Consider the following 20,778-nt stretch of genomic DNA (forward strand, 5'->3'; position numbering starts at 1 on the left):
TACCTGTCCACGGCCCCCGCCGGCTACGCCCACCCCCGGGTTGTGGCCGGTACGACGTTGAGCACGGGTCAACCATGTGCGCGGCCGGGAGGTGGTTGAGGGGTGCCCAAGGTGAGTCGGCTGGTTGACCTTGAGCACGGTTCGACCGCTTCGGTGGGGGTTAGATGGTTGGTGGGGTCTCAAGGTGACCGCCGGGCCGGCGCCCGGCTGTCAGGGGTCAGGGCTGCGCTCGTTGCGACCTCGTGAGATCGGCGCGAGACGCCGGTGAAACAGGTTGTGACGACGATCTCGGGTATGAAGATCTCACTGACGAAGAAGGTGATCGCGGGGGCCGGCGCGGTCACCCTCGCGGCCTTAGGAGTACTTGCGGGTGTGCGGGGTGCGGCGCCGGCCAGCGCGGACACCGTCACGGTGACCTGGTTGCGCAACGGCGGCCAGTACGGCGATGGCCGCGAGAACCTGTGCCTCGACGTGGTCGACACCGATCTATCCCTGACGACGCGACCGTGTACGGGCGCCCGGACGACACAGAGCTGGAAGATCACCACTGTCTCGTCCACGACCGCCTGGATCGAGAACACCCAGTACCGCAAGTGCATCGGCGTGGTGGGGGCGAGCAAGAAGCCCGTCCTGATGGACTGCGGCTTCCCGAACGCCAAGGGCTTCTTCACCACGAAGCAGTACGACCCCAGTTGGTTGTCGATCCACAAGCCGGACACCTTCGACGAGAGAAGGTCCTGGCTGGCTACCGCGTACACGCCCTCGGTGACCCTGCAGAGCGAGTACTACGCCGGCCCCACCTACGGCGCCAACGGACTGTCCCGCTGGCAGCAGCTCGGACAACTCGTCTACTACCCACCGCCGAAGAACCCGTGCTCCGGCATCCGCTGCGAAGACCCGATGTAACCGAGTCAGGTGCCGGGCTGGGTTTGGAGGACTATGCGGAGGTTGGCTTTGGGTTGGTTTTGCCAGGCTGTTTCGGCTTCTTCGAGGGGGTAGGTCTCGATGATGGGGCGGATGTTTTTGAGGACGGCGAAGTTGAGGGTGTCTTCGGAGTCTTGGGCTACGCCGGAGTACCAGCCGGAGACGGTGAGGCGGGTGTCGGCCAGGTCGTGGCCGGTGACTTGGATGGGGTCGGAGCCTTCCAGGACGATGAGTTGGCCGTTGGGGCGGAGGCCTTTGACCAGGTCGGATTGGAGTTCGGCGCGGGAGACGGTGGCTAGTACGGCGGCTGCTCCGCCCAGCGCTTTGAGGGCTTCGCCGGCGTCGCCTTCGGTGCTGTCGATGTAGTCGTCGGCGCCTAGTCGGCGGGCCAGCTCCTCTTTGTCGCGGCCGCGGTTGATCGCGACGGTGCGGAAGCCCATCTTGTCGGCGAACTGGATCGCGAGGTGTCCGACACCGCCGACGCCCTGGATCGCGACCAGGTCGCCGGGTCCGGCCTTCGCGTGGCGGAGGGCGTTGAACGCGGTGATGCCGCCACACATCAGCGGGGCTGCTTCCTCGAAGGTCAACCCCTCGGGGATCCGCGCGACCGCGTCCTGCGGGGCGACCATGTATTCGGCGTAACCGCCGTCGTACGACGTGCCGACGATTGTGTGCTGAACGCAGTTCGTGAAGTCGCCGCGGCGGCAGAACTCGCAGGTGAAGTCGACGCCACCGGACCAGCCGACGCCGACCTTCTCGCCGACCGTCCAGAGCGTCACGCCTTCGCCGACCGCGTCGACCACGCCGGCGATCTCGTGGCCGGGGGTGCGTGGCAGGACCGTACCGAACAGGGCGTTGCGCGGGATGGCGTCACCGCCGCAGATCCCGCAGGCGTAGACCTTCACCCGGATCTGGCCGGGTGCGGGTTCCGGGATAGCTACATCCGTTACCACGAAGGGGCCGCCGGGCTGCTGAACTTGAGCTGCTCGCATAGTCATCAAAAACCCTTTCAGTGCATTCCGCCGTCGGCGACCAACTGCTGTCCGGTGATCAGGCCGGCGTCGTCGCTGGTCAGGAACGCCACGACGCCCGCCACGTCCTCCGTCGTACCGAGGCGCCCGATCGGCACCATCTCGATCAGGCTCTGCTTGTACTCGTCGTTCGCCGGGTCGGTGAAGATGCCGGCGCCGTCGATCGGACCCGGTACGACGGTGTTCACGGTCACGCCGCGTGGTCCGAGTTCGAGCGCGAGCACCCGGGCCAGGTATCCGGTGGCCACCTTGCTCGTGCCGTAGAGACCGACCCCGAGTTGCGGAACCGTGGTGGTGTTCGACGAGATCGTGACGATCCGGCCGTTGTCCGCGATCCGGCGAGCCGCCTCGCGCAGGACGAAGTACGGGCCCTTGGTGTTGACCCGGAAGAGCAGGTCGAAGTCCTCCTCGGTCACGTCGGTGACCGGGATGTTCACCTTCTCCATCCCCGCGTTCGCGACCACGATGTCGATCTGGCCGAACGCCTTCATCGCGGCGTCGAAGACCTGAGTGATCCCGTCCACCTGGGACACGTCGGCCGCGACCGTGATCGCCTGTACGCCGAGTGCCTCCGCGGCCGCCTGAACCTCGGCCGCGGCGCTCTCGTCGCGCGAATAGTTGACCACGACATTCGCACCCTGCCCGGCGAGCCGGAGCAGGATCGCCCGGCCCAGCCCTTTCGACGAGCCGGTGACGAGCGCGGTTTTCCCCTGCAGCGTCATACTTACTTTCTCCCATCAAGTCGCCTTGTTCCGATCGTCCGGCGTGATCCGACTGAACGGAAACAGAGACTTGTTGGGGAGGTCACAAGATTTCGTTGTGACAGGATGCAGAGGTGGATCTGAGCTTGCGCCTCCTGCAAGCGCTGGCCGCCGTCTCCGAGGACGGCAGCATGACGCGAGCCGCCCGGCGACTGAATCTGACCCAGCAGGCAGTCAGCGGGCAGATCCGTCAGCTCGAGCGCGTCGTCGGTACGCCGCTCGTCGTGCGGCTGCCGTCGGGAATCGAGCTCACCGCGGCCGGCCAGGTTGTCCTGAAACAAGGCGAGGCGCTGCTGTCGTCCGCCGAGGCGATGATGTCCGAGGCCCGGATGGTCGCGGCCGGCCGGTCCGAACCACTGCGGATCGCGTTCAAGGCGCAGAGCACCGCACATTTCATGCCGGCGGTCGAGGCGGCGCTGCGTCGACAGGCGCCGGATCTCGAGGTGCAGCCGATCGCCTCGCACACCCTGCCGGACGAGATCGACGCCCTGGTCGAGGGGCGCGCCGATGCTGCGTTCCTGTGGTTGCCGATCGGCGACGATCCGCGGTTCGTCATCCACCCGCTCTTCGCCGAGGACCGCTGGGTCGCGCTACCGCCCGGGCACCCGTTGACCGGGCGGAACAGCCTGACGATCGCCGACCTGGCCGACGTACCGGTGGTGGGTCCGCGCGAGGGGATGCCCGAGGCGGTCGTCAGCTTCTGGTTCATCGATCCGCGCCCCGACGGGTCGCGGGCGGTGTTCGGGCCTGAGGGGCGGACTCCGGAGGAGTGCCTGCATCTGGTGGCCGCGGGTCACGGCTGCTGGATCGCGCCGGCGTCGACGGTCACGTACTTCGCGCACCCGCGGCTGGTGTGGCTGCCCTTGGTCGACGCGCCGCCGAATCAGCTGGCGCTCATGTGGGCTGTGCACAACCCGAACCCGTACCTGCCATTACTGCTGCAGGAGACAAGCCGGGTGCTACTGCCGATCACGTCACCTACTAGCTGACTGTCCGGTGGACTGAGCCGGCTTGTCGAGGGCGCCGTCGAGGCGCGTGGTGATGGTGATCGTGAGGAGCGTGAGGACGGCCAAGGCCGCGATCAGGGTCCAGCGGGCTGCGGTGTTGCTCATGAGGAAATCGTGGCGCGCGGCACGGGCTGGGCGAAAGGGTGCGGCGCGGGTTTCAGGGGCTGGTCCGGGGTGCCCTCCGGGGGTTCCCTTGTGCAGGGTGGCTTCGGTCGCGGGCGCACAGTGGCTCGGGAACGGCGGGTGAACTGGGTGTGACCGAATCGGCACGCCGGGGTGGTGGGCGATCGGCGGCCTGTGGCCTTACGGTTGGTGCCTGGGCCGGCGCCGAGAAGGGGTCAGATGAGCACTTTCCAGGACTTGGGTTCGTTGTTGCTGGTCCGCGGTGCCGACGAGATCGACCATGCCGGCGGAAGCCTCTACGTGCATCTGCATCGCGTCGCCAAGCGGCTCACCACGCTGGGTGCGTCGGAGACGCTGACGCTGGCGGGGCTCGCGCATGCGGCGTACGGGACGGACGGGTTCCCGACCCATCTGTTCGACTGGCAGACCGAGCGGCCGGTGCTCGAGTCGGTGATCGGCCCGGAGGCCGAGCTGCTCGTCTATCGGTACGGCGCCTGCGACCGCGAGACCAGCTGGCGCGATCTGGCCGAGCACCGCACGGTCACCGACCGCTTCACCGGTACCTCGGAGGAGCTGAGTGGTGAGGAGCTGCGGGAGTTCGTCGACCTCACGATCGTCAACGAGCTCGACGTTCTCGACCACGCCCCGAAGCTCGCGGACAAGCTGCGTCCGTTCCTGCAGGAGCAGATTCCGCGCTGGCAGTCGCTGACCTCGCCGGCTGTGCTGGCCGAGGCGCAGCGGATCCTCCAGCTCTGATTTCTGGAGTTCCGCGACCGGGCGACGCATGATCGAAGTATGTCCAGGTACGAAGTGATTGCTCACGCCAAGCCGGTACGCCGCCTGACCGAGCCCGAGTACGTCGCCCTGTCGCTCACCTCGTACCCGCTCGACCGCGGACTGCGGTTCCAGCGACTCGACGAGTTGCCCGACGGGAAGATCGCGATCGTTCTTCAGCACAAGTCCTCGGCCCGCAAGCAGGATCAGGCCTACGCGATGGCGCAGCGGACGCTGTTCCAGCTCGGCATCGCCGCCACCGAGGTCGAGCGCGTCGACCTACTCCGGCTCACCCGCAAACACGGGCGCACGCTGGTGCGTTCCTGGATGGGGCCGCAGGGTGGTCCCGGCGACCCCGCCGGAGATCGCGAACCGCGGAGGCCGAAGCCGACGCCTCCACAGCTGCGGGCCGCGCAGGAGCTGCCGACAGACTGAGCCGAGCGGTCGGCGGACAGTTCGGTGTGCCCGCCGACCGCGCGATGCTCCCACCTGCGCGACCGGACCTGGCGCTACGGGGTGAAGACCTCGAAGCGGGTGGCGTACTTGGTGCCCAACGCGGTGCCGGTGGGGCGGGAAGTTCCTTCGAGGAACTCTTCGGCGTCGAAGTGCGGCCAGTTGAGGCCGTCGATGTAGGCCTTGTGCGCCTTCAGGGACTCGACACCGATGCTGAACGTGTCGGTGGTGTCGGCGGCATGCCGCGAGTTCGGCGAGCCGGCCGCCCAGACCTGCTTGACGCCACCCCAGCGCTCACCGGCGTCGGGGAAGATCCAGCGGTTGGCCGCGTCGCGGACCGCGTCCAGCGTGGCGCGGCCGGTGTTGATGTGGTCGGCCTGGTTCAGCAGTACGTCGCCGTCCCAGGTGTCGCGGAAGTTGTTCGTGATCACGATCTCCGGCTGGTGCCGGCGGATCACCTCGGCGATCACGCGGCGCAGCGGTACGCCGTACTCGATCGTGCCGTCGGGTTGACCGAGGAACTCGACCGCCGACACTCCCACGATCCGCGACGACTCGATCTGCTCGGCCTCGCGGAGCGGGCCGCACTCGTCGGGTGCGATCCCGTCGATCCCCGCCTCCCCCGACGTGAGCAGGACATACACGATCTCCTTGCCCTGCGCGGTCCAGCGCGCGATCGCCGCCGCCGACCCGAACTCCAGGTCGTCCGGGTGCGCGACCACGGCCAGCGCCTTCTGCCAGTCCTCGTCGACCGGCTGCAATCCCTCCGAAGTACTCATGGAGTGCAGGCTAGTCGCCGAAGACCTTGCGCGTGTACGGGTTACTGAACGTGCGGCCGGGGTCTACCCGATCGCGCACGGCGAGGAAGTCGTCGAAGTGCGGGTAGCGGGCGCGGAGGTCGTCGGCACCGAGGGTGTGCAGCTTGCCCCAGTGCGGGCGCCCTTGGTACTCGGCGACGATCCGCTCGAAGGCCTGGAAGTAATGGTCGTGCGGCAGCCGGTGGTACTGGTGGATCGCGATGTACGCCGTGTCGCGGCCCGACGCGGTCGACAACCAGATGTCGTCGGCCGCAGCCACCCGGACCTCGATCGGGAACGGGAAATGGTGGCCCGAGTCATCGATCCAGCGCCGAAGCCGGTGCAGCACCTCGACCACGTGCTCACGCGGTACGGCGTACTCGGACTCGCGGAACAGCACGTTGCGCTCGGAACAGAACACCTTGTACGACGCGTCGACGTACTCGCGGGCGGAGAGGGCGCGGGATGCCAACCGGTTGATTCGCGGTACCAAGGTCGGCCGTCTCATCGCCAGCCGGTTGGTGAGCTCGAAGACGCGGTTGGACAGCAGCTCGTCGTCGACCCAGCCACGGATCGCGTTGACCGGCGACGGTCCGACGCCCGCGGCGACCCGGTTGTTGCGCTTGGTCAGCGCGATGTCGGTGTGCGGGAACCAGTAGAACTCGAAGTGATCGTTGCCATCGGCAAGTTGATCGAAACCGTCCAGCACTTCGGCCAGCGGCAGCGGCATCTCCTGCGCACGCAGCAGATACGCGGGAACGGTCTGCAGGGTGATCGAACTGATCACGCCGAGCGCGCCGACCGACACTCGGGCCGCGTTGAAGACGTCGGCGTTCTCCTCCGACGAGCAGTGCAGGATCGAACCATCGGCCGTGACCAGGTCGAGTGCGGCGATCTGAGTGGCGATTCCGCCGAGACGAGCCCCGGTCCCGTGTGTGCCGGTGGAGATCGCGCCCGAGATGGTCTGCTTGTCGATGTCGCCAAGGTTCGCCATCGCAAGATCGAACGCGGCCAAGCCGGCATTCAGCTTGCGCAACCCCGTCCCCGCGCCGACCGTGACGCGCCCAGACTCCTGGTCGGCATTGGTGATCGCGGACAACCCGTCGAGGCGAACCATCACCTGCTCAGGCACCGCACAACCAGTGAACGAGTGACCGGAACCAACTGCCTTGAGCTTCTTGCCCTGCTCCGCCGCAGCCTTGACCGCCGCAGCCAACTCGTCGACCGACCCCGGCCGCAGCACCTCAACCCCGGTAGCCGCCTCAGTGCCGGACCAGTTCCGAAAGGTGTGGCTCATCCGAAGTTCCGCCCCTCACCTCGGTAGGTCGTCAGCTCGGTGACCACGTCGCCGTCGATCGCGTGAACGACCTCGAATCGCTCGAACATCTCCCCCGCCTTCGCGTAGCGCATCCAGACTCGATCTCCAAGATGCAGGCCGTCGGCGGACTTTCCAAGGACCGGAGTCTGCACTTCTCCGGCACCTTCTGTGCCCAAAAGCTTCAGGCCGGCCGGCCAAGCGGGTGATGGCAGGCGGGACTTCTTGGCGGGGCCGGACGCGACATAGCCGCCGCCGAAGAGGGTGGCGATCCGGGGCGCGGGCCGGCGTACGACGTCCAGGGCGTACGCGACCGCGGGTTCGGGCTGGAAGATGTCGTACTTGTCGAAGAGAGTCGGACCGTAGAGACCGGAGCCGGCGGTGACCTCGGTGACGGCCGGGTCGGCACTGCTGATCTCCAGGCTGCCGGTGCCCCCGCTGTTGACGATCCGCAGCGGACCGAGCTGCTTGACCGCGTCCACGACCGCACCACGCCGGTCGGCGAGCTCAGCGGCGGAGCGACGCTTCACCCAGCGCACGGCCGGGGACGTGTCAGGCAGACCGGCGATCTGCGCCTCGTAGAACATCACGCCGGTCAGCTCGAACGCATCGTCCGCGACAACCTGGCGAGCCAGCGCGGTGACGTCATCCGGGGTGCGGAGCGGCGACCGCCGTACGCCGAGGTGCTGGCCGAAGACCCGCAGCGACGCGTCGACGTCGAGCGCGACCTGAATCTTGGCGCCGCCAGCGTCACCACCAGAGGTCACCGACCGAATGAACGCCAGGTGCTCAGGTGAGTCGATCATCAGCGTGATCTTCGCGGCCGCCTCGGGGTTGGCGGCCAGCTCGCGCAGCGCAGTGCGGTGCGCGGTCGGGTAGCCGAGCAGGATGTCGTCGACACCGTTCTCGGCCAGCCAGAGCGCCTCCACCAGTGAGTAGCCCATCACCCCGTGGAACCCGGGCCGCTCCAGCGCGGCCGCGAGCAGCGGCCGGCACCGCACCGACTTGGACGCGACCCGGATCGGGGTCCCGGCGGCTCGGCGGACCAAATCGTCCGCGTTCCGCCGGAACGCGGCCAGATCCACCACGGCGAACGGGGCTTCCAAGCCCGCGGTCAGCCGTCCGTATCGCTCGAACTCACCCATCTTCGGAGTGTAAGCGAAGAAATACTGAAAGGTAATACATCTTTTGGAGTTAGCTGCTCAGCCGGGCGGCCGCAGCCTCGACGCGCTCGTCGGTGCCGGTCAGCGCGACCCGGATGTGGCGATCGGCGTCCGGGCTGTAGAAAGTGCCCGGCGCGACCAGGATGCCGTGCTCAGCAAGAGCGGCCACCGACCCATAGGAGTCGTACGTCGGGTGGTCCGCCCACAGGTAGAGCCCGCCGTTGGACAGGGTGATGTTCCAGCCGGCCCCGGTGAGCGCGTCGCGCAAGAGGGTACGGCGACGGAGGTAGCGCTCGCGCTGCTCGTCCACATGGGTGTCATCGGCGAACGCAGCAGCCATGGCCGCCTGGATCGGCGACGGCACCATCAGTCCGGCGTGCTTGCGGACTGCGAGCAGCTCCGCGACCACCGTCTCGTCACCCGCAACGAATCCGCCGCGGTAGCCGGCCAGGTTGGAGCGCTTGGAGAGCGAGTGCACCGCAAGCAGGTTGTCCAAGCTCCCACCGCAGATGTCAGGGTGCAGCACAGACACCGGCTTCTCGTCCCAGCCGAACTCGGCGTAGCACTCGTCACTCACCAGCAGTACGTCGTTCGCCCGCGCCCACTCGACAGCCCGCCGCAGGTCTTCCGCAGGCGTGATCTGCCCAGACGGGTTGCGCGGCGAGTTCAGGTACGCGACCCGGACCGGACCGCCGTCGTACGCCGTCGGGTCCGCCACCGGCACGCTGGTTGCGCGCACCAGCGCCGCACCGGCCTCGTACGTCGGGTAGGCCAGGTCGGGGATCAGCACAGTGTCCCCAGCACCGACACCGAGAAGCGTCGGCAGCATCATGATCAGCTCTTTGGTCCCGATGACCGGCAGTACGCCGTCCTGCGGGTCCACGCCGACCACTCCGAGCCGGCGGGCCATCCAATCGACAGCGGCCTGCCGAGCGGACGCCGTACCGATCGTGGTCGGGTACGCCGGTGCGTTCGCCGCGTCAGCCAGCGCCTTCTGCACCAGAGCGGGCACCGGGTCGACGGGACTGCCCACGGACAGGTCGACGATGCCGTCCGGATGGGCGGCCGCCTTGGCCTTGTAAGGGGCGAGCTTGTCCCACGGGAAGTCGGGCAACCGGCTGGAGGTCTCGAATTTCACTCCCCCATTGTCTCCCGCACAACCGCCGGCCCATCCCCGGGCGCCCGCTCCGCGAGAAAGTCCACCGCCTGCTGCACCAGCGCCGCATCCCGCAACACTCGTCGGTGCCCCAGCCCATCGCTCGTTTCCAGCCGTGAACCCGGCCACTGGTCGAGCAGCGCAACACTCCCCTGGTACGACGTCTCCGGGTCAGCGCGGTCGTGAATCAGCAGCAGCGGCGGCAGGTCGAGCCCGGCGATCACGTTCGGCAGCGCGAAGTCCTCGAGGGGTCCGAAGTCTCGCTGGAAGCGCGACAGGAACCCAGCGCGGACCCGCGGTCCGAATCCGAGCAGCGCCGCGAACTGGTCGAGTGTCTCGCTGAAGTCGGTGGCTGCGGCAACAAACACCATCCGCTCCACCTTCAGGCCGGCCCGCAGCGCCAGCGCAGTCGCAACGGCGCCGCCCGAGTGCGCGATCAGGCCGTGCGCCGGGCCGTGCTCAGCCACGACGGCTTGGAGGGCTTCCGAGGCTTCCAGCATGGTGGACCTGCCTGGGCCCAGCTCTCCGGGATCCGCGTCCCCATGGCTCGGGGCGTCGTACGTGATGACCCGGAAACCCTGCTCGACCAGCGGAGCGACGTACGCGCCGAGCTGCAGGCCCCAGCCGGCCCACCCGTGGACCAGGTAGACCAGCGGCCCCTCGCCGTACGCGCGTCCGCGCACTGCGCCGACCTGGAACGGCGTTGCCTCGGGGAGACCGGCACGCGGCGCGCGCACCTTCTCCGGTACGTCGCGGACCTGGAACCACGTCCGGTAGAGCAGTGCGGCGCCCAGAGCAGGCGCAACCCGCTCCAGGAGGGCGAAGGGCGGTCTTATTCGCTGCATGGCTTGCCTGGGTCCACTCTCTGGAGGATCTGGTCGGCGATGGCCTTCAGCTGAGCGAGTTGCTCCGGCGTGAGCGCATCGATCACATACTCGCGGACGGTACCGACATGTCCGGGCGCTGCGTCCACGAGGAACGCGTAGCCGGCATCCGTCAGGGTGGCGACGGTGATCCGGCCGTCGTCCGCAGCAGGACGCCGTACGACGAAGCCGCGCCGCTCCAGCCGTTTGACCACATGCGACAGCCGCGACAGCGAGCCGTTGGCGAATCCGGCCAGATCACTCATCCGCCGGGACCGGTCCGGTGATTCGGACAGCCCAGCGAGCACCAGATACTCGAAATGGGTCAGACCGGAGTCCCGTTGGAGCTGGTAGTCGAGTGCTCCGGGCAGCTTGAACATCAGTCCGGCCAGGGACATCCAGGCCGCGAGCTCATGGGGCTCGAGCCACCGGGTGTCTTCGTTCGTCTCCGCCACGCCAATAGTTTACGCGATTTGTTGACGCTTCAAGTCTTAACGACCTACCTTGGGTTGAAACATCAACTCATCACCGAGAGTGGGCTATGAACGTCTTTCTGTGGATCCTCGCCGGAGTCCTGGCCGCCTTCTTCCTGGCGGCGGGCGCGACCAAGCTGGCGCAGTCGCGCCGCAAGCTGCTCGCGAACCCGAACATGCAGTGGGTCGAGGACTTCTCGGCCGGCACCATCAAGCTGATCGGCACGGCCGAAGTGCTCGGCGCGATCGGCCTGATCCTGCCGGCGGTCCTCGACATCGCCCCGATCCTGACCCCGCTGGCCGCCGTCGGCCTGGCGGTGATCATGCTCGGCGCGATCGTCACGCACGGCCGCCGCAAGGAGAACCAGCCGATCATCATCAACGCGGTGATCCTGGTGCTGGCCGTCGTGGTCGCGATCTTCCGGTTCGGCCCGAACAGCTTCTGATCAGAGGGCTCTCAGAGGTAGAGGCCGGTCTGACCGTCCTCGAGCCGGTTGGAGGCGACGGCGTGCAGATCGCGCTCACGCAGCAGGATGTAGTCGTCGCCCCGGACCTCGACCTCGGCCCGGTCCTCCGGGTCGAACAGGACCCGGTCGCCGACCTCGACGGTCCGGACGTTGGCGCCGATCGCGACGACCTTCGCCCAGGCCAGCCGGCGGCCCATCTGGGCGGTGGCCGGAATCAGGATGCCCGCTGACGACTTCCGCTCACCCTCGGCCTCCAGCGAGACCAGGACGCGGTCGTGCAGCATCCGGACCGGCAGCTTGTCGTCGGTCAGCTTCTTGCGAGCAGTCACCGGCGTCCCACCAGGCGACGGATCAGCAGCAGGACGGCCACCACGCCGACGGCCGCACCGGCGACCGCGACGACCTTCTGGGTGCGCAGCTGCCCGGTTTCGTCGAAGACCTGGGACTTGGCCTGCTCGACCTGCCGCAGGGCCACGTTCTTCGGGTGCGCGCGGTCGACCAGCTCGTCCACGGTCGAGGCCAGCCGGGCCCGGGTGGCGGCGATGTCCGCTTCGATCTGCTCGGCGGTCCGAGCTTTCGTCTCCGACATACCCCCATCCTCGCAGGTCAGCCCTGCATGTCCACGACCACCTTGATGTCGTCCGGCTCCCGGGCCAGCGCCGACGTCCAGTCGGACAGCGGGACGGTCCTGGTGATCAGGCGCGCCAGCCAGTCCGGATCGGCCGCCTGCAGCACGTCCACAGCGTCGGCGTAGTGCCGCTTGCCGGCGTTCACTACGCCGATCAGCGCGACGTTGCGCACCACGAGCTGCCGGACCAGCGCATCGAGCTGTACGTCGATCGACGCCGGCCCTGGCGAGATTCCGATCAGACACATCACCCCGGCCGGCCCCAGCAGCTTGGCGCAGTCGAACACCACCTGCCCGACCCCAGTCGCTTCGATGACCACATCCGGTACGACGGGCAGCTGGCTGAGGTCCGTCAGATAGCTGGCCCCGAGTGCCCGGACCAGCTCCGGCTTGAGCCCGTCGGACATCCGGTCGAGCACATGGACGTCGTACCCGCGCTGCCGCGCGACCATGGCGGCCAGGAGCCCGATCGGCCCGGCCCCGGTGATCAGGACGTGCTCGGGCCCGTACCAGGACCGCTGTCCGACCGCATCGATCTGTTCCCAGCTCTTGGTGAGCACACTGGCCGGTTCCACCAGGACTCCGAGGTTTCCGAGCTCAGCCGGGACCGGTACGGCGAAATAGGGGTCGACGCGCCACCGCTCAGCGCCGTACCCGTCCATCAAATTGATGCCGCGCTCGCGGTACAGGCCGTTGCGGCAGAAGTCCCACTCACCGCGTGCACACGCCGGACAGGGCACAGGGTCGGGCCGGCGGACCACTCCGGCGACCAGGTCACCCGGTGCGAAGCCGGAACCCGCAGGTGCTTCGAGGACGCGGCCCAGCGACTCATGGCCGATGACCAGTTCATCAGAGCCCGGCGGAGCAGAGCCGAAGTGAGCTGACACCAGCTCGAGGTCGGTCCCGCAGATACCTGTCAGCAGGGCTTCGACGAGGACCGATCCGTCGGTGGACGGCGGCTCTGCCACCTCACCCAACCGCGCCGAGTCAGCCTTGCCCGGTGTGATGGTCATCGCCCGCATGGGCTCAGGCTAACCGGGTCATGTCCACTGTCACCTCGATCGCCGTGGCCGCGCCACCCGAGTAGATGCCCTTCAACGGAGACACGTCGGCGTAGTCGCGACCAGTGGCAACCCAGACGTGCCGGTGCGCGATCGGAATGTCGTTGGTCGGGTCGAAGCCCCACCACTCACCGGTCCACGCTTCGATCCACGCATGGCTCTCACCGACGACTGTTTCACCCACTGCCGCGTTGGGCTTGGTGTGCAGGTAGCCGGAGACGTAGCGGCTCGGGATACCGACAGCACGCAGCATGGCGAGCGTGAGATGCGCGTAGTCCTGACACACTCCCTCACCGGCCTGCCACGCGTCGATGGCCGACGAGTGCACGCCTGTCGTGCCGCGCTGGTACTTGAGGGTGTCGTGCACCCACTTGGAGACCGCGAGAACCGTCTCCTGGGGAGTCCGCCCCTTGCGCAGTCCGCGAGCCACAGCGGTCAGCTCGCGGTGCTTCGGAACGTAGCTGGTCCATTCGAGGTACTCGGCGTACAGGTCGACGGACTCCGAGGACCGCACCTCGTTCCAGGACGCATCGACCGCGGGAAGCGGCCGGCCGGTCGTCTCGACCACGGAGGCCGCGACGACCTTCAGCTCGGTGTGCGGGGTGAACAGGTCGAAGGCGTTGACCTCAGTACCCCAGTAGTCCGTGTACTTGTAGGCACGTGTGGAGGGGACAGTCTCCAGCCGCGCAACCATCAGGTTCTGCCGGTCATCACTGCGGGGGGTGAGCCGAGCCTCGTTGTAGGACTGGGCGACCGGACCGTCGTACCGGTAGCCAGTTGTGTGCACTACACGCAGACGCCACTTCACAGGTTCACCTCCGCGTTGTTCCACTCGATCCAGGGCACGGCGTGGAAGTACTGGCGAGACACTGCCTCACCGACCTCGCGCACTGTGGTCTGCAACGCCTGCAACCGACCAGTGAGGTTGTCGAGCAGTTCGGCCGGGCGCAGGAACTCCAGGTCGCTCCGCGCCTTCCCCAGTAACCGGGACGCCTCCGCACCGGTACCGATCCGAGCCGTCGGACCGCGGTCGAGCTCCTCCAGGCACGCCTCAGCCTGCAGCAGTGCGTGGAACGCCGACCGCGGGAACAGCCGGTCAAGCAGCAGGAACTGCACGACCCGGGACGCATCGAGTGCACCCCGATAGGTGCGCAGATACGTGTCGTGCGCACCCGCAGAGCGCAGTACTGTCACCCACCCGGGAGACGTCGGCTTGTCACCCACACGCGACATCAGCAGCCGGACGATCATGTCGACCCGCTCCACCGAGCGCCCCAGCACCAGGAACCGCCACCCGTCGTCACGGCTCATCGTGGAGTCCGCCAGCCCAGCGAACATCGCCGCCCGGTCCTCCACGAACGTCAGGAACCCGTGCGGCCCCAGCCGCCGGGCAGCACGCTGCCGCTCCGGTACGGCGTTGTACGTCGCGTTGATGCACTCCCAGAGCTCACTCGACACCACCTCTCGGGCGACGCGGGTGTTCTCCCGGGCACTGGAGATCGACGAGATGATCGAGCCGGTCTCCGGTGACATGGCGACCAGCTCGGTCAGACCCCACACGTCCAGCGGTGCACCGTCGGGCGGGTTGATCCCGAGCACGTGCAGCAGGGTCCGGCTGGCCGTGTCGGCGTCCACCGAGGCATCCTCGAGCAGCTGGTGAACCGAGACGTCGAGAATCCGCGCGGTGTCGTCCGCGCGTTCGACGTACCGGCCGATCCAGTACAGCGATTCGGCGTTGCGTGCGAGCATCGTCAGCACCTCCCCATCACTGTTGCTGCTGTTGCTGGGCGATATTGAGTTCCGGTCCGCGTTCCGGAGTGGCTGCGTCGTCCGAGGTCACACCGAGTCCTGCGCCGCTGAGCTCGGCGATTCCGGTCGAAGCACGTGGCGCCAGAACCCAGGTGTCCTTGGAACCGCCACCCTGCGACGAGTTGACGATCAGACTGCCCTCGGGAATCGCCACTCTGGTCAGTCCACCCGGCAGTACGAAGACGGAGTCCCCGTCGTTGACTGCAAACGGCCGCAGGTCCACATGCCGTGGCTTGAGCCGTCCACCGACCTTGGTCGGCACAGTCGACAGCTGTACGACGGGCTGTGCGATCCACCCGCGTGGATTCGTCTTGATCCGGCGCCGCTGGGCCTGCAACTCCTTGGGCGAGGCATCCGGTCCGAAGACGATGCCATAGCCGCCAGAACCCTCCACGGGCTTGGTGACCAGTTCGTCGAGCCGGTCCAGCACCTCATCGTGTTCAGCGGGCAGCCAGCAGCGGTAGGTGTCCACGTTGGGCAGTAGCGGCGCTTCACCGAGGTAGTACTTCAGGATCTCCGGCAGGTAGGTATAGACGAGCTTGTCGTCACCGACACCGTTTCCGATCGCGTTCGCGATCACCACGTTGCCCGCACGTGCCGCGTTCACCAGGCCCGCGACACCGAGCACGGAGTCCGGTACGAAGTGCACGGGGTCGAGGAAGTCGTCGTCGATCCGCCGGTAGATTACATCGACCCGCTGTTCACCCTCGGTGGTCCGCAGGTAGATGACGTTGTTCCGGGCAAACAGGTCGCGGCCCTCGACCAGCTCGACCCCCATCTGCCGGGCCAGCAGCGAGTGCTCGAAGTACGCCGAGTTGAAGACGCCTGGTGTCAGTACGACGACATTCGGGTCAGTGGCACCCGGTGGAGCCGCAGCGCGGAGTGATCTGAGCAGGTGCACCGCATAGTCGCCGACCGGCCGCACCCGGTGCTTGGCGAACAGGTCCGGAAAGACTCGCGCCATCGTCCGGCGGTTCTCCATCACGTAGGACACTCCGGACGGACTACGCAGGTTGTCCTCCAGCACCCGGAAGTCGCCCTGCTCGTCACGCACTACGTCGATCCCGGCCACGTGGATCCGGACGCCGTTCGGCGGGACGATGCCGGCGGCCTGCCGGTGGAAGTGCTCGCAGGAGGTGATCAGCCGGCGCGGCAGTACGCCGTCCTTCACGATCTGCTGGTCGCCGTAGATGTCAGCCAGGAACGCCTCCAGCCCGCGCACCCGCTGCACGATTCCGCGCTCCAGCCGAGCCCACTCCGAGGCCGTGATGACCCGCGGCACCAGGTCGAGTGGGAACGGCCGCTCCTGGCCGGACAGGCTGAACGTGATGCCCTGGTCGACCAGTGCGCGGTCCAGCGCCTCGGACCGGGTCGTCAGGTCCCCCGGCTGCAACGGGCTGAGCGAATCGTGCAGCCGCTTGTACGCCGTCCGGACACCGTCGACCGGATCGAACATCTCGTCGTACGCATCGGCATGCGGCCGGCGCGGATCGAGGTATCCGGCGAACAACTGAGGTTCCGGGCGGCGACTCATGTCCGCATCCTCACTCACGAAAGCCTTGTCCGCACCTGGAACGAGAGGCGTGCCCCCTGCGACCCGGTCAGAGTTTTCACGCACGTAACATTGCGGGCATCTCACTCGATCCGTGGAGGGCCTGATGTCCGAACGTCTGTCCGTCGGTGACACCGCACCTGATTTCACCCTCCAGGATGCCGACGGCAACGACGTCGCGCTGAAGGACCTGCGCGGCAAGAACGTGATCGTCTACTTCTACCCGGCCGCGATGACCCCGGGCTGCACCAAGCAGGCCTGCGACTTCCGCGACTCGCTGGACTCACTGCAGGCCGCCGGGTACGCCGTACTGGGGATCTCCCCCGACAAGCCGGCCAAGCTGGCCAAGTTCCGCGAGCGCGACGGCGTGACGTTCCCGCTGCTCAGCGACCCGGAGAAGGAAACGCTGACGGCGTACGGCGCCTTCGGGGAGAAGACCATGTACGGCAAGAAGGTGACCGGGGTGATCCGGTCGACCTTCGTGGTCGACCCGGACGGCAAGATCGCGGTCGCGCAGTACAACGTGAAAGCGACCGGTCACGTGGCCAAGTTGCGGCGTGATCTGGGGCTGTAGACCTGGTTGCTGATTCACCGGCCGGACGCCGTTTGCGGAGGGAAACCTTCGACCGTTTCATGTGAGCGGTCCAGAGGCCGGTCCGGCTGGTGTGATTTGGATCACACCGCTAGTTCAGCGATCCGCAGCTACGGCATCACCCACCGTGAGATTTCCCGCTTTCCTGTGAACGAGCAGTACTCCGGAGCCCGTTGCAGTATTCCGGAGAAGCCGTTTCGGTTCGCGGTGAACTTCGCTCTGACCTGCCGAAACCGGGTACTCTGCGCGCGCAGTGAGCCTCTGGGAGGGAGGGACCAACCGCGATGGGAAAGCATTCCTCTGCGGTAACGCGAAGTAACAAGAGCAACAACAACCGCCGGCCGGTGTACATCACCGCGGTCGGACTACTGGTGCTGTCGATCGGCGGCGTCTTCGTAGTCCGGTCCTTCGGCTCGGAGTCCGGCTCCGACGGGATCCTCGGGGGTAAATCCTGCGACGACCCCACGCAGATCAAGCTGACCACCGCACCCGAACTGCAGCCCGCCATCGAGACCGCGGCCAAGTCGCTGTCGGCCAAGGGCGGCAAGGACGGCGTTCCGTGTCTGCAGTTCACGATCACCGGTACGCCGGCGGCCAAGGTCGCCCGGAGCCTCGCGACCGGTGCCGACGACCGCCCCGACATCTGGATCCCGGACTCCTCACTCTGGGTCTCCCAGGCCGACGACGGCGAGACCGTCCCGTCCGTCGCCGTACCGTCGGTCGCCAGCTCGCCGATGGTCCTGGTCGGCCGCAACACGAACTTCGCCGACACGTCGTCCTGGCTGCGGGCCCTCGGCGGCGCGCAGCCGGCCCTGCTCGACCCCTTGGGTACGTCGCCGGGTGCGCTCACGCTGCTGGCGATCCAGGCCGAGCGGCAGCAGACCTCGACGTCCAACACCACGGTGAACAACGTCGTCGTACCGCTCGCGCAGCGTCTCGGCTCGATGCCCAAGCCGTTCACCGATGTGAACGCGCTCTTCGGCCGCGCCAGCCAGGAGGGCAGCGACGTCATCGTCCCGGCCTCCGAGCAGGCGTTCGTGAAGTACCAGGAAGAGCACCCCGAGGGCGAGCTCAAGGCCGTCATGCCGGCCACCGGCACGCTCTCACTCGACTACCCGGTCGTGGTCACCGCCAAGGGCGACACCGCCAAAGCGACCGAGGCAGCCAAGACACTCGGCGGGGAGATGATCGGCGACGCCGCCGGCCAGGCCCGCGACCAGGCCGGCTTCCGCGACCAGCTGCTCGGTCAGCTCAGCGGCGGCCGTGGCGTCGGTGAGATCAACCAGCTCCCGAAGCCGAACGCCGACTCGATCGACCGCACGCTCGGCACCTGGAGCCGGCTCTCGCTGTCCACCCACTCGCTCGCGGTGATCGACGTCTCCGGCTCGATGGCGGAGAAGGTCGGCAACAAGACCCGGATGCAGCTCACCATCGAGGCGGCCAGCGGCGGCCTCTCGCTGTTCCCGGACAGCGCCTCCCTCGGCCTGTGGACGTTCTCCTCGAACGTCGGCAAGGACGGCGCCGACTACAACAAGCTGGTTCCGATCGCGCCGCTGTCACCGAAGCAGCGCAACACGATCGGCAACGTCCTGAAGCAGCAGAAGCCGATCCCGAACGGCGGCACCGGTCTCTACCAGACCGCGATCGCCGCCGTCCGCGCGGTGCGCAGCAACTACGACCCGAACGCGGTCAACTCGATCCTGCTGTTCACCGACGGCAAGAACGACGACCCGGGCAGCTCCGACCTGGACGCGACCATCCGCAGCCTGCAGAGTCTCAACGACCCCGACCGCCCGGTCCGCATCATCGCCCTCGGCATGGGCCCGGACGTCAACGCCAACGAGCTCAGCCGCCTGGCCCAGGCCACCGGCGGCCGCTCCTACGTCGCCGACAACCCCAGCGACCTCCGCCAGGTGTTCATCGACGCCCTGCAGAGCCGCTGACGCAACCCGCTCCCCTAGGATGTCTGTCCTAGGGGAGCTCTTTCCCCGGCCAGAGTGGTGGAACGGCAGACACGCCGGCTTTAGGTGCCGGTGCCCTTGGGCGTGCGGGTTCGAGTCCCGCCTCTGGCACAACCCTGACTAGTCGAGGCAGAACTCGTTGCCCTCGACGTCCTGCATGTTGATGCACGACTCGTTGATGCCGTCGGCGTACAGGATCTGGCCTTGTACGGCGCCAAGCGCGACGAGGCGGTCGGATTCGGCCTGGAGGGTGGCGAGCCGCTCGTCGCCGACGAGGCCGGTTCCGGCGCGGACGTCGAGGTGCACACGGTTCTTGACGACCTTGCCTTCGGGGACGCGCTGGAAGAACAGGCGCGGCCCGACGCCGGTGGGGTCGACGCAGGCGAACGCGGAGCCCTGACTCTCCGCCGGGAGGGACTGGTCGAACTCGGTCCAGGACGCGAAGCCCTTCGGGGGCGGCGGCACCTCGTACCCGAGCACCTCGCACCAGAACCGCGCTACCCGCTCGGGTTCTGCGCAGTCGAACGTCACCTGAAACTGCCTGACCGTTGCCATGCCCTCCACCCTATTTGCATTAACTTGTCGAGGTGGCTGTTTCCGTGGATGACGCGATCAGCCGGGTCCACCGCGAGGAGTGGGCTCGGGTGGTGGCCGGGCTGGCTCGGCGGTTCGGGGATCTGGACGTGGCCGAGGAGGCTGCGGCCGAGGCGTTCGCGGTGGCGGTGGAGCGGTGGCCGAGTGACGGCGTACCGCCCAATCCAGGTGCGTGGCTGACGACGACGGCGAACCGGAAGGCCATCGACCGGCTCCGGCGGGAGAGCAAGCGCGACGACCGGCAGAAGGAAGCTCAGCTCGCGTACGACGAACCTGTCGAGCCGCTCGGGGTGATCGACGATGAGCGGCTGCGGCTGATCTTCACGTGCTGCCATCCGGCCCTGGCGCCGGAGACGCGGGTGGCGTTGACGTTGCGGATGGTCGGTGGGCTGACCGTGCCGGAGATCGCGCGGGCGTTCCTCGTGCAGGAGACCACGATGGGCCAGCGGATCACCCGCGCGAAGGCGAAGATCAAGGCGGCCAAGATCCCCTACCGGGTGCCGGCGACAGAGGACCTTCCGGCGCGAGTGACCGGCGTACTCGCGGTGTTGTTCCTGGTCTTCAACGAGGGCTATCTCGCGACCGGTCCCGACACAGATCCGGTCCGCGCGGACCTCACCGCCGAGGCGATCCGCCTGACCCGCCTGATCCGCGGGCTGCTGCCCACCGACGGCGAGGTCGCGGGGTTGCTGGCACTGATGCTGCTGACCGAAGCCCGCCGTACGGCGAGGGTGTCGGCGACCGGGGAGCTGGTTCCGCTCGGGGAGCAGGACCGCGGAGTCTGGGACGCCGAGCTGATCGCGGAAGGGCATCAGCTCGTCCGCGAACGCCTGGCCGCCGGTGTCGCCCCCGGGCGGTATCAGATCCTCGCGGCGGTGAACGCCGTACACACGTCGGCTCGCGATGTCCGAGACACCGACTGGTCGCAGATCGTCGCTCTCTACAACCAGCTCATCCGCGTGGACCCCTCGCCTGTGGTGGCGCTCAACCGAGCCATCGCCATCGCCGAGCTGGATGGACCGGAGGTAGCGCTGGCCGCGATCGACGAGCTGGAACCGGCACTGTCGGGCTATCACGCCTACCACGCGACCCGCGCCGATCTGCTCCGCCGGCTCGGTCGCAGCGACGATTCGCGGGCTGCCTACGACCAGGCGATCACCCTCGCCGGGAACACTGCCGAAGCAGCTTTTCTGGGCCGTCGCCGCGATCAACTGGGCTAGCCCGGAAACTATTCAATTCAGGTCGAAACAATCCATCCAAACGCTTGGCCGAAT

Annotated in this window: 24 protein-coding genes and 1 tRNA gene; 9 read left to right on the forward strand and 16 right to left on the reverse strand. The window is 67.6% G+C overall.

Annotation, left to right across the window (positions count from 1 at the left end; translation table 11 throughout):
• Positions 1–294 precede the first annotated feature (294 nt).
• The gene (locus tag ACFTSF_RS18885; protein ID WP_380154973.1) at positions 295–906 is read left to right on the forward strand and encodes a hypothetical protein; all 612 of its coding nucleotides are present in this window, start codon (positions 295–297) and stop codon (positions 904–906) included.
• A gap of 5 nt (positions 907–911) precedes the next feature.
• Here ACFTSF_RS18885 and ACFTSF_RS18890 read toward each other — a convergent pair whose 3' ends face one another.
• Both ACFTSF_RS18890 and ACFTSF_RS18895 read right to left on the reverse strand, forming a co-directional pair.
• A complete protein-coding gene (locus tag ACFTSF_RS18890; protein ID WP_380154974.1) occupies positions 912–1,922 on the reverse strand; it encodes an alcohol dehydrogenase catalytic domain-containing protein in 1,011 nt (336 codons plus the stop codon).
• A gap of 11 nt (positions 1,923–1,933) precedes the next feature.
• Positions 1,934–2,677 (reverse strand): SDR family oxidoreductase, encoded by a 744-nt coding sequence (locus ACFTSF_RS18895; protein WP_380154975.1) that lies wholly within the window; start codon positions 2,675–2,677, stop codon positions 1,934–1,936.
• A gap of 113 nt (positions 2,678–2,790) precedes the next feature.
• On the opposite strand from ACFTSF_RS18895, the gene ACFTSF_RS18900 reads away from it, so the two are divergent.
• Positions 2,791–3,705, forward strand: a complete 915-nt coding sequence (locus tag ACFTSF_RS18900) for a LysR family transcriptional regulator (protein WP_344165508.1) — start codon at positions 2,791–2,793, stop codon at positions 3,703–3,705.
• On the opposite strand, the gene ACFTSF_RS18905 is transcribed toward ACFTSF_RS18900, so the two are convergent.
• Positions 3,691–3,828 carry a hypothetical protein gene (locus ACFTSF_RS18905; RefSeq protein WP_344165511.1) on the reverse strand — a complete coding sequence of 46 codons (138 nt, stop codon included), beginning with the start codon at positions 3,826–3,828 and terminating at the stop codon, positions 3,691–3,693. The two genes, ACFTSF_RS18900 and ACFTSF_RS18905, sit on opposite strands and share 15 nt — an antisense overlap.
• A gap of 237 nt (positions 3,829–4,065) precedes the next feature.
• Here ACFTSF_RS18905 and ACFTSF_RS18910 point away from each other — a divergent pair, with 237 nt between their 5' ends.
• Positions 4,066–4,602: a DUF6817 domain-containing protein gene (locus tag ACFTSF_RS18910; RefSeq protein WP_380154976.1), complete on the forward strand. Its 537-nt coding sequence runs from the start codon at positions 4,066–4,068 to the stop codon at positions 4,600–4,602.
• A gap of 39 nt (positions 4,603–4,641) precedes the next feature.
• A complete protein-coding gene (locus ACFTSF_RS18915; RefSeq protein WP_380154977.1) occupies positions 4,642–5,055 on the forward strand; it encodes a hypothetical protein in 414 nt (137 codons plus the stop codon).
• Positions 5,056–5,129: 74 nt separating this feature from the next.
• Here ACFTSF_RS18915 and ACFTSF_RS18920 read toward each other — a convergent pair whose 3' ends face one another.
• From ACFTSF_RS18920 to ACFTSF_RS18945, 6 genes are read right to left on the reverse strand one after another with little or no spacing between them, the layout of a single operon-like run.
• Entirely contained in the window at positions 5,130–5,852 is a 723-nt protein-coding gene (locus ACFTSF_RS18920) for a PIG-L deacetylase family protein (protein ID WP_380154978.1), read from the reverse strand.
• A gap of 10 nt (positions 5,853–5,862) precedes the next feature.
• Positions 5,863–7,167 (reverse strand): D-arabinono-1,4-lactone oxidase, encoded by a 1,305-nt coding sequence (locus ACFTSF_RS18925; RefSeq protein ID WP_380154979.1) that lies wholly within the window; start codon positions 7,165–7,167, stop codon positions 5,863–5,865.
• Positions 7,164–8,330 (reverse strand): amino acid deaminase/aldolase, encoded by a 1,167-nt coding sequence (locus ACFTSF_RS18930; RefSeq protein ID WP_380154980.1) that lies wholly within the window; start codon positions 8,328–8,330, stop codon positions 7,164–7,166. The genes ACFTSF_RS18925 and ACFTSF_RS18930 overlap by 4 nt, the downstream gene beginning before the upstream one ends.
• Positions 8,331–8,379: 49 nt before the next feature.
• Positions 8,380–9,486 (reverse strand): succinyldiaminopimelate transaminase, encoded by a 1,107-nt coding sequence (gene dapC / locus ACFTSF_RS18935; RefSeq protein ID WP_380154981.1) that lies wholly within the window; start codon positions 9,484–9,486, stop codon positions 8,380–8,382.
• Entirely contained in the window at positions 9,483–10,349 is an 867-nt protein-coding gene (locus ACFTSF_RS18940; protein WP_380154982.1) for an alpha/beta fold hydrolase, read from the reverse strand. The genes dapC and ACFTSF_RS18940 overlap by 4 nt, the downstream gene beginning before the upstream one ends.
• Positions 10,337–10,822 (reverse strand): MarR family transcriptional regulator, encoded by a 486-nt coding sequence (locus tag ACFTSF_RS18945; RefSeq protein ID WP_344165534.1) that lies wholly within the window; start codon positions 10,820–10,822, stop codon positions 10,337–10,339. Before ACFTSF_RS18945 ends, ACFTSF_RS18940 begins: the two co-directional genes overlap by 13 nt.
• 86 nt (positions 10,823–10,908) lie before the next feature.
• Here ACFTSF_RS18945 and ACFTSF_RS18950 point away from each other — a divergent pair, with 86 nt between their 5' ends.
• Positions 10,909–11,286 (forward strand): DoxX family protein, encoded by a 378-nt coding sequence (locus tag ACFTSF_RS18950; protein ID WP_380154983.1) that lies wholly within the window; start codon positions 10,909–10,911, stop codon positions 11,284–11,286.
• An 11-nt stretch (positions 11,287–11,297) separates the two neighbouring features.
• Here the strand turns inward: ACFTSF_RS18950 and ACFTSF_RS18955 are convergent, their stop codons facing one another.
• From ACFTSF_RS18955 to ACFTSF_RS18980, 6 genes are read right to left on the reverse strand one after another with little or no spacing between them, the layout of a single operon-like run.
• Positions 11,298–11,591 (reverse strand): GroES family chaperonin, encoded by a 294-nt coding sequence (locus tag ACFTSF_RS18955; protein WP_376026441.1) that lies wholly within the window; start codon positions 11,589–11,591, stop codon positions 11,298–11,300.
• 41 nt (positions 11,592–11,632) lie between these two features.
• Positions 11,633–11,896, reverse strand: coding sequence for a DUF3618 domain-containing protein (locus ACFTSF_RS18960; RefSeq protein WP_344165541.1), 264 nt, complete (start codon positions 11,894–11,896; stop codon positions 11,633–11,635).
• A gap of 17 nt (positions 11,897–11,913) precedes the next feature.
• A complete protein-coding gene (locus ACFTSF_RS18965) occupies positions 11,914–12,957 on the reverse strand; it encodes a glucose 1-dehydrogenase (RefSeq protein ID WP_380154984.1) in 1,044 nt (347 codons plus the stop codon).
• Between the two features lie 4 nt (positions 12,958–12,961).
• Positions 12,962–13,804, reverse strand: coding sequence for a transglutaminase domain-containing protein (locus ACFTSF_RS18970; RefSeq protein ID WP_380154985.1), 843 nt, complete (start codon positions 13,802–13,804; stop codon positions 12,962–12,964).
• Entirely contained in the window at positions 13,801–14,745 is a 945-nt protein-coding gene (locus ACFTSF_RS18975; protein ID WP_344165550.1) for an alpha-E domain-containing protein, read from the reverse strand. Before ACFTSF_RS18975 ends, ACFTSF_RS18970 begins: the two co-directional genes overlap by 4 nt.
• A gap of 16 nt (positions 14,746–14,761) precedes the next feature.
• Complete coding sequence (locus ACFTSF_RS18980; protein ID WP_380155293.1) at positions 14,762–16,261, reverse strand: circularly permuted type 2 ATP-grasp protein; 1,500 nt, start codon at positions 16,259–16,261, stop codon at positions 14,762–14,764.
• A gap of 202 nt (positions 16,262–16,463) precedes the next feature.
• On the opposite strand from ACFTSF_RS18980, the gene bcp reads away from it, so the two are divergent.
• From bcp to ACFTSF_RS18995, 3 genes are all read left to right on the forward strand, one after another.
• Entirely contained in the window at positions 16,464–16,931 is a 468-nt protein-coding gene (bcp, locus tag ACFTSF_RS18985; protein WP_344165556.1) for a thioredoxin-dependent thiol peroxidase, read from the forward strand.
• 302 nt (positions 16,932–17,233) lie between these two features.
• On the forward strand, positions 17,234–18,892 hold the full coding sequence (locus ACFTSF_RS18990) for a substrate-binding and VWA domain-containing protein (protein ID WP_344165559.1): 1,659 nt from the start codon (positions 17,234–17,236) through the stop codon (positions 18,890–18,892).
• A gap of 48 nt (positions 18,893–18,940) precedes the next feature.
• A tRNA-Leu gene (locus ACFTSF_RS18995) sits at positions 18,941–19,021 on the forward strand.
• 9 nt (positions 19,022–19,030) lie between these two features.
• Here ACFTSF_RS18995 and ACFTSF_RS19000 read toward each other — a convergent pair.
• Positions 19,031–19,465: a VOC family protein gene (locus ACFTSF_RS19000; RefSeq protein WP_344165562.1), complete on the reverse strand. Its 435-nt coding sequence runs from the start codon at positions 19,463–19,465 to the stop codon at positions 19,031–19,033.
• 32 nt (positions 19,466–19,497) lie between these two features.
• On the opposite strand from ACFTSF_RS19000, the gene ACFTSF_RS19005 reads away from it, so the two are divergent.
• Positions 19,498–20,724 (forward strand): RNA polymerase sigma factor, encoded by a 1,227-nt coding sequence (locus tag ACFTSF_RS19005; protein WP_380154986.1) that lies wholly within the window; start codon positions 19,498–19,500, stop codon positions 20,722–20,724.
• Positions 20,725–20,778 lie beyond the last annotated feature (54 nt).

Source organism: Kribbella sp. NPDC056951 (assembly GCF_042674205.1).
Lineage (GTDB): Bacteria > Actinomycetota > Actinomycetes > Propionibacteriales > Kribbellaceae > Kribbella > Kribbella yunnanensis.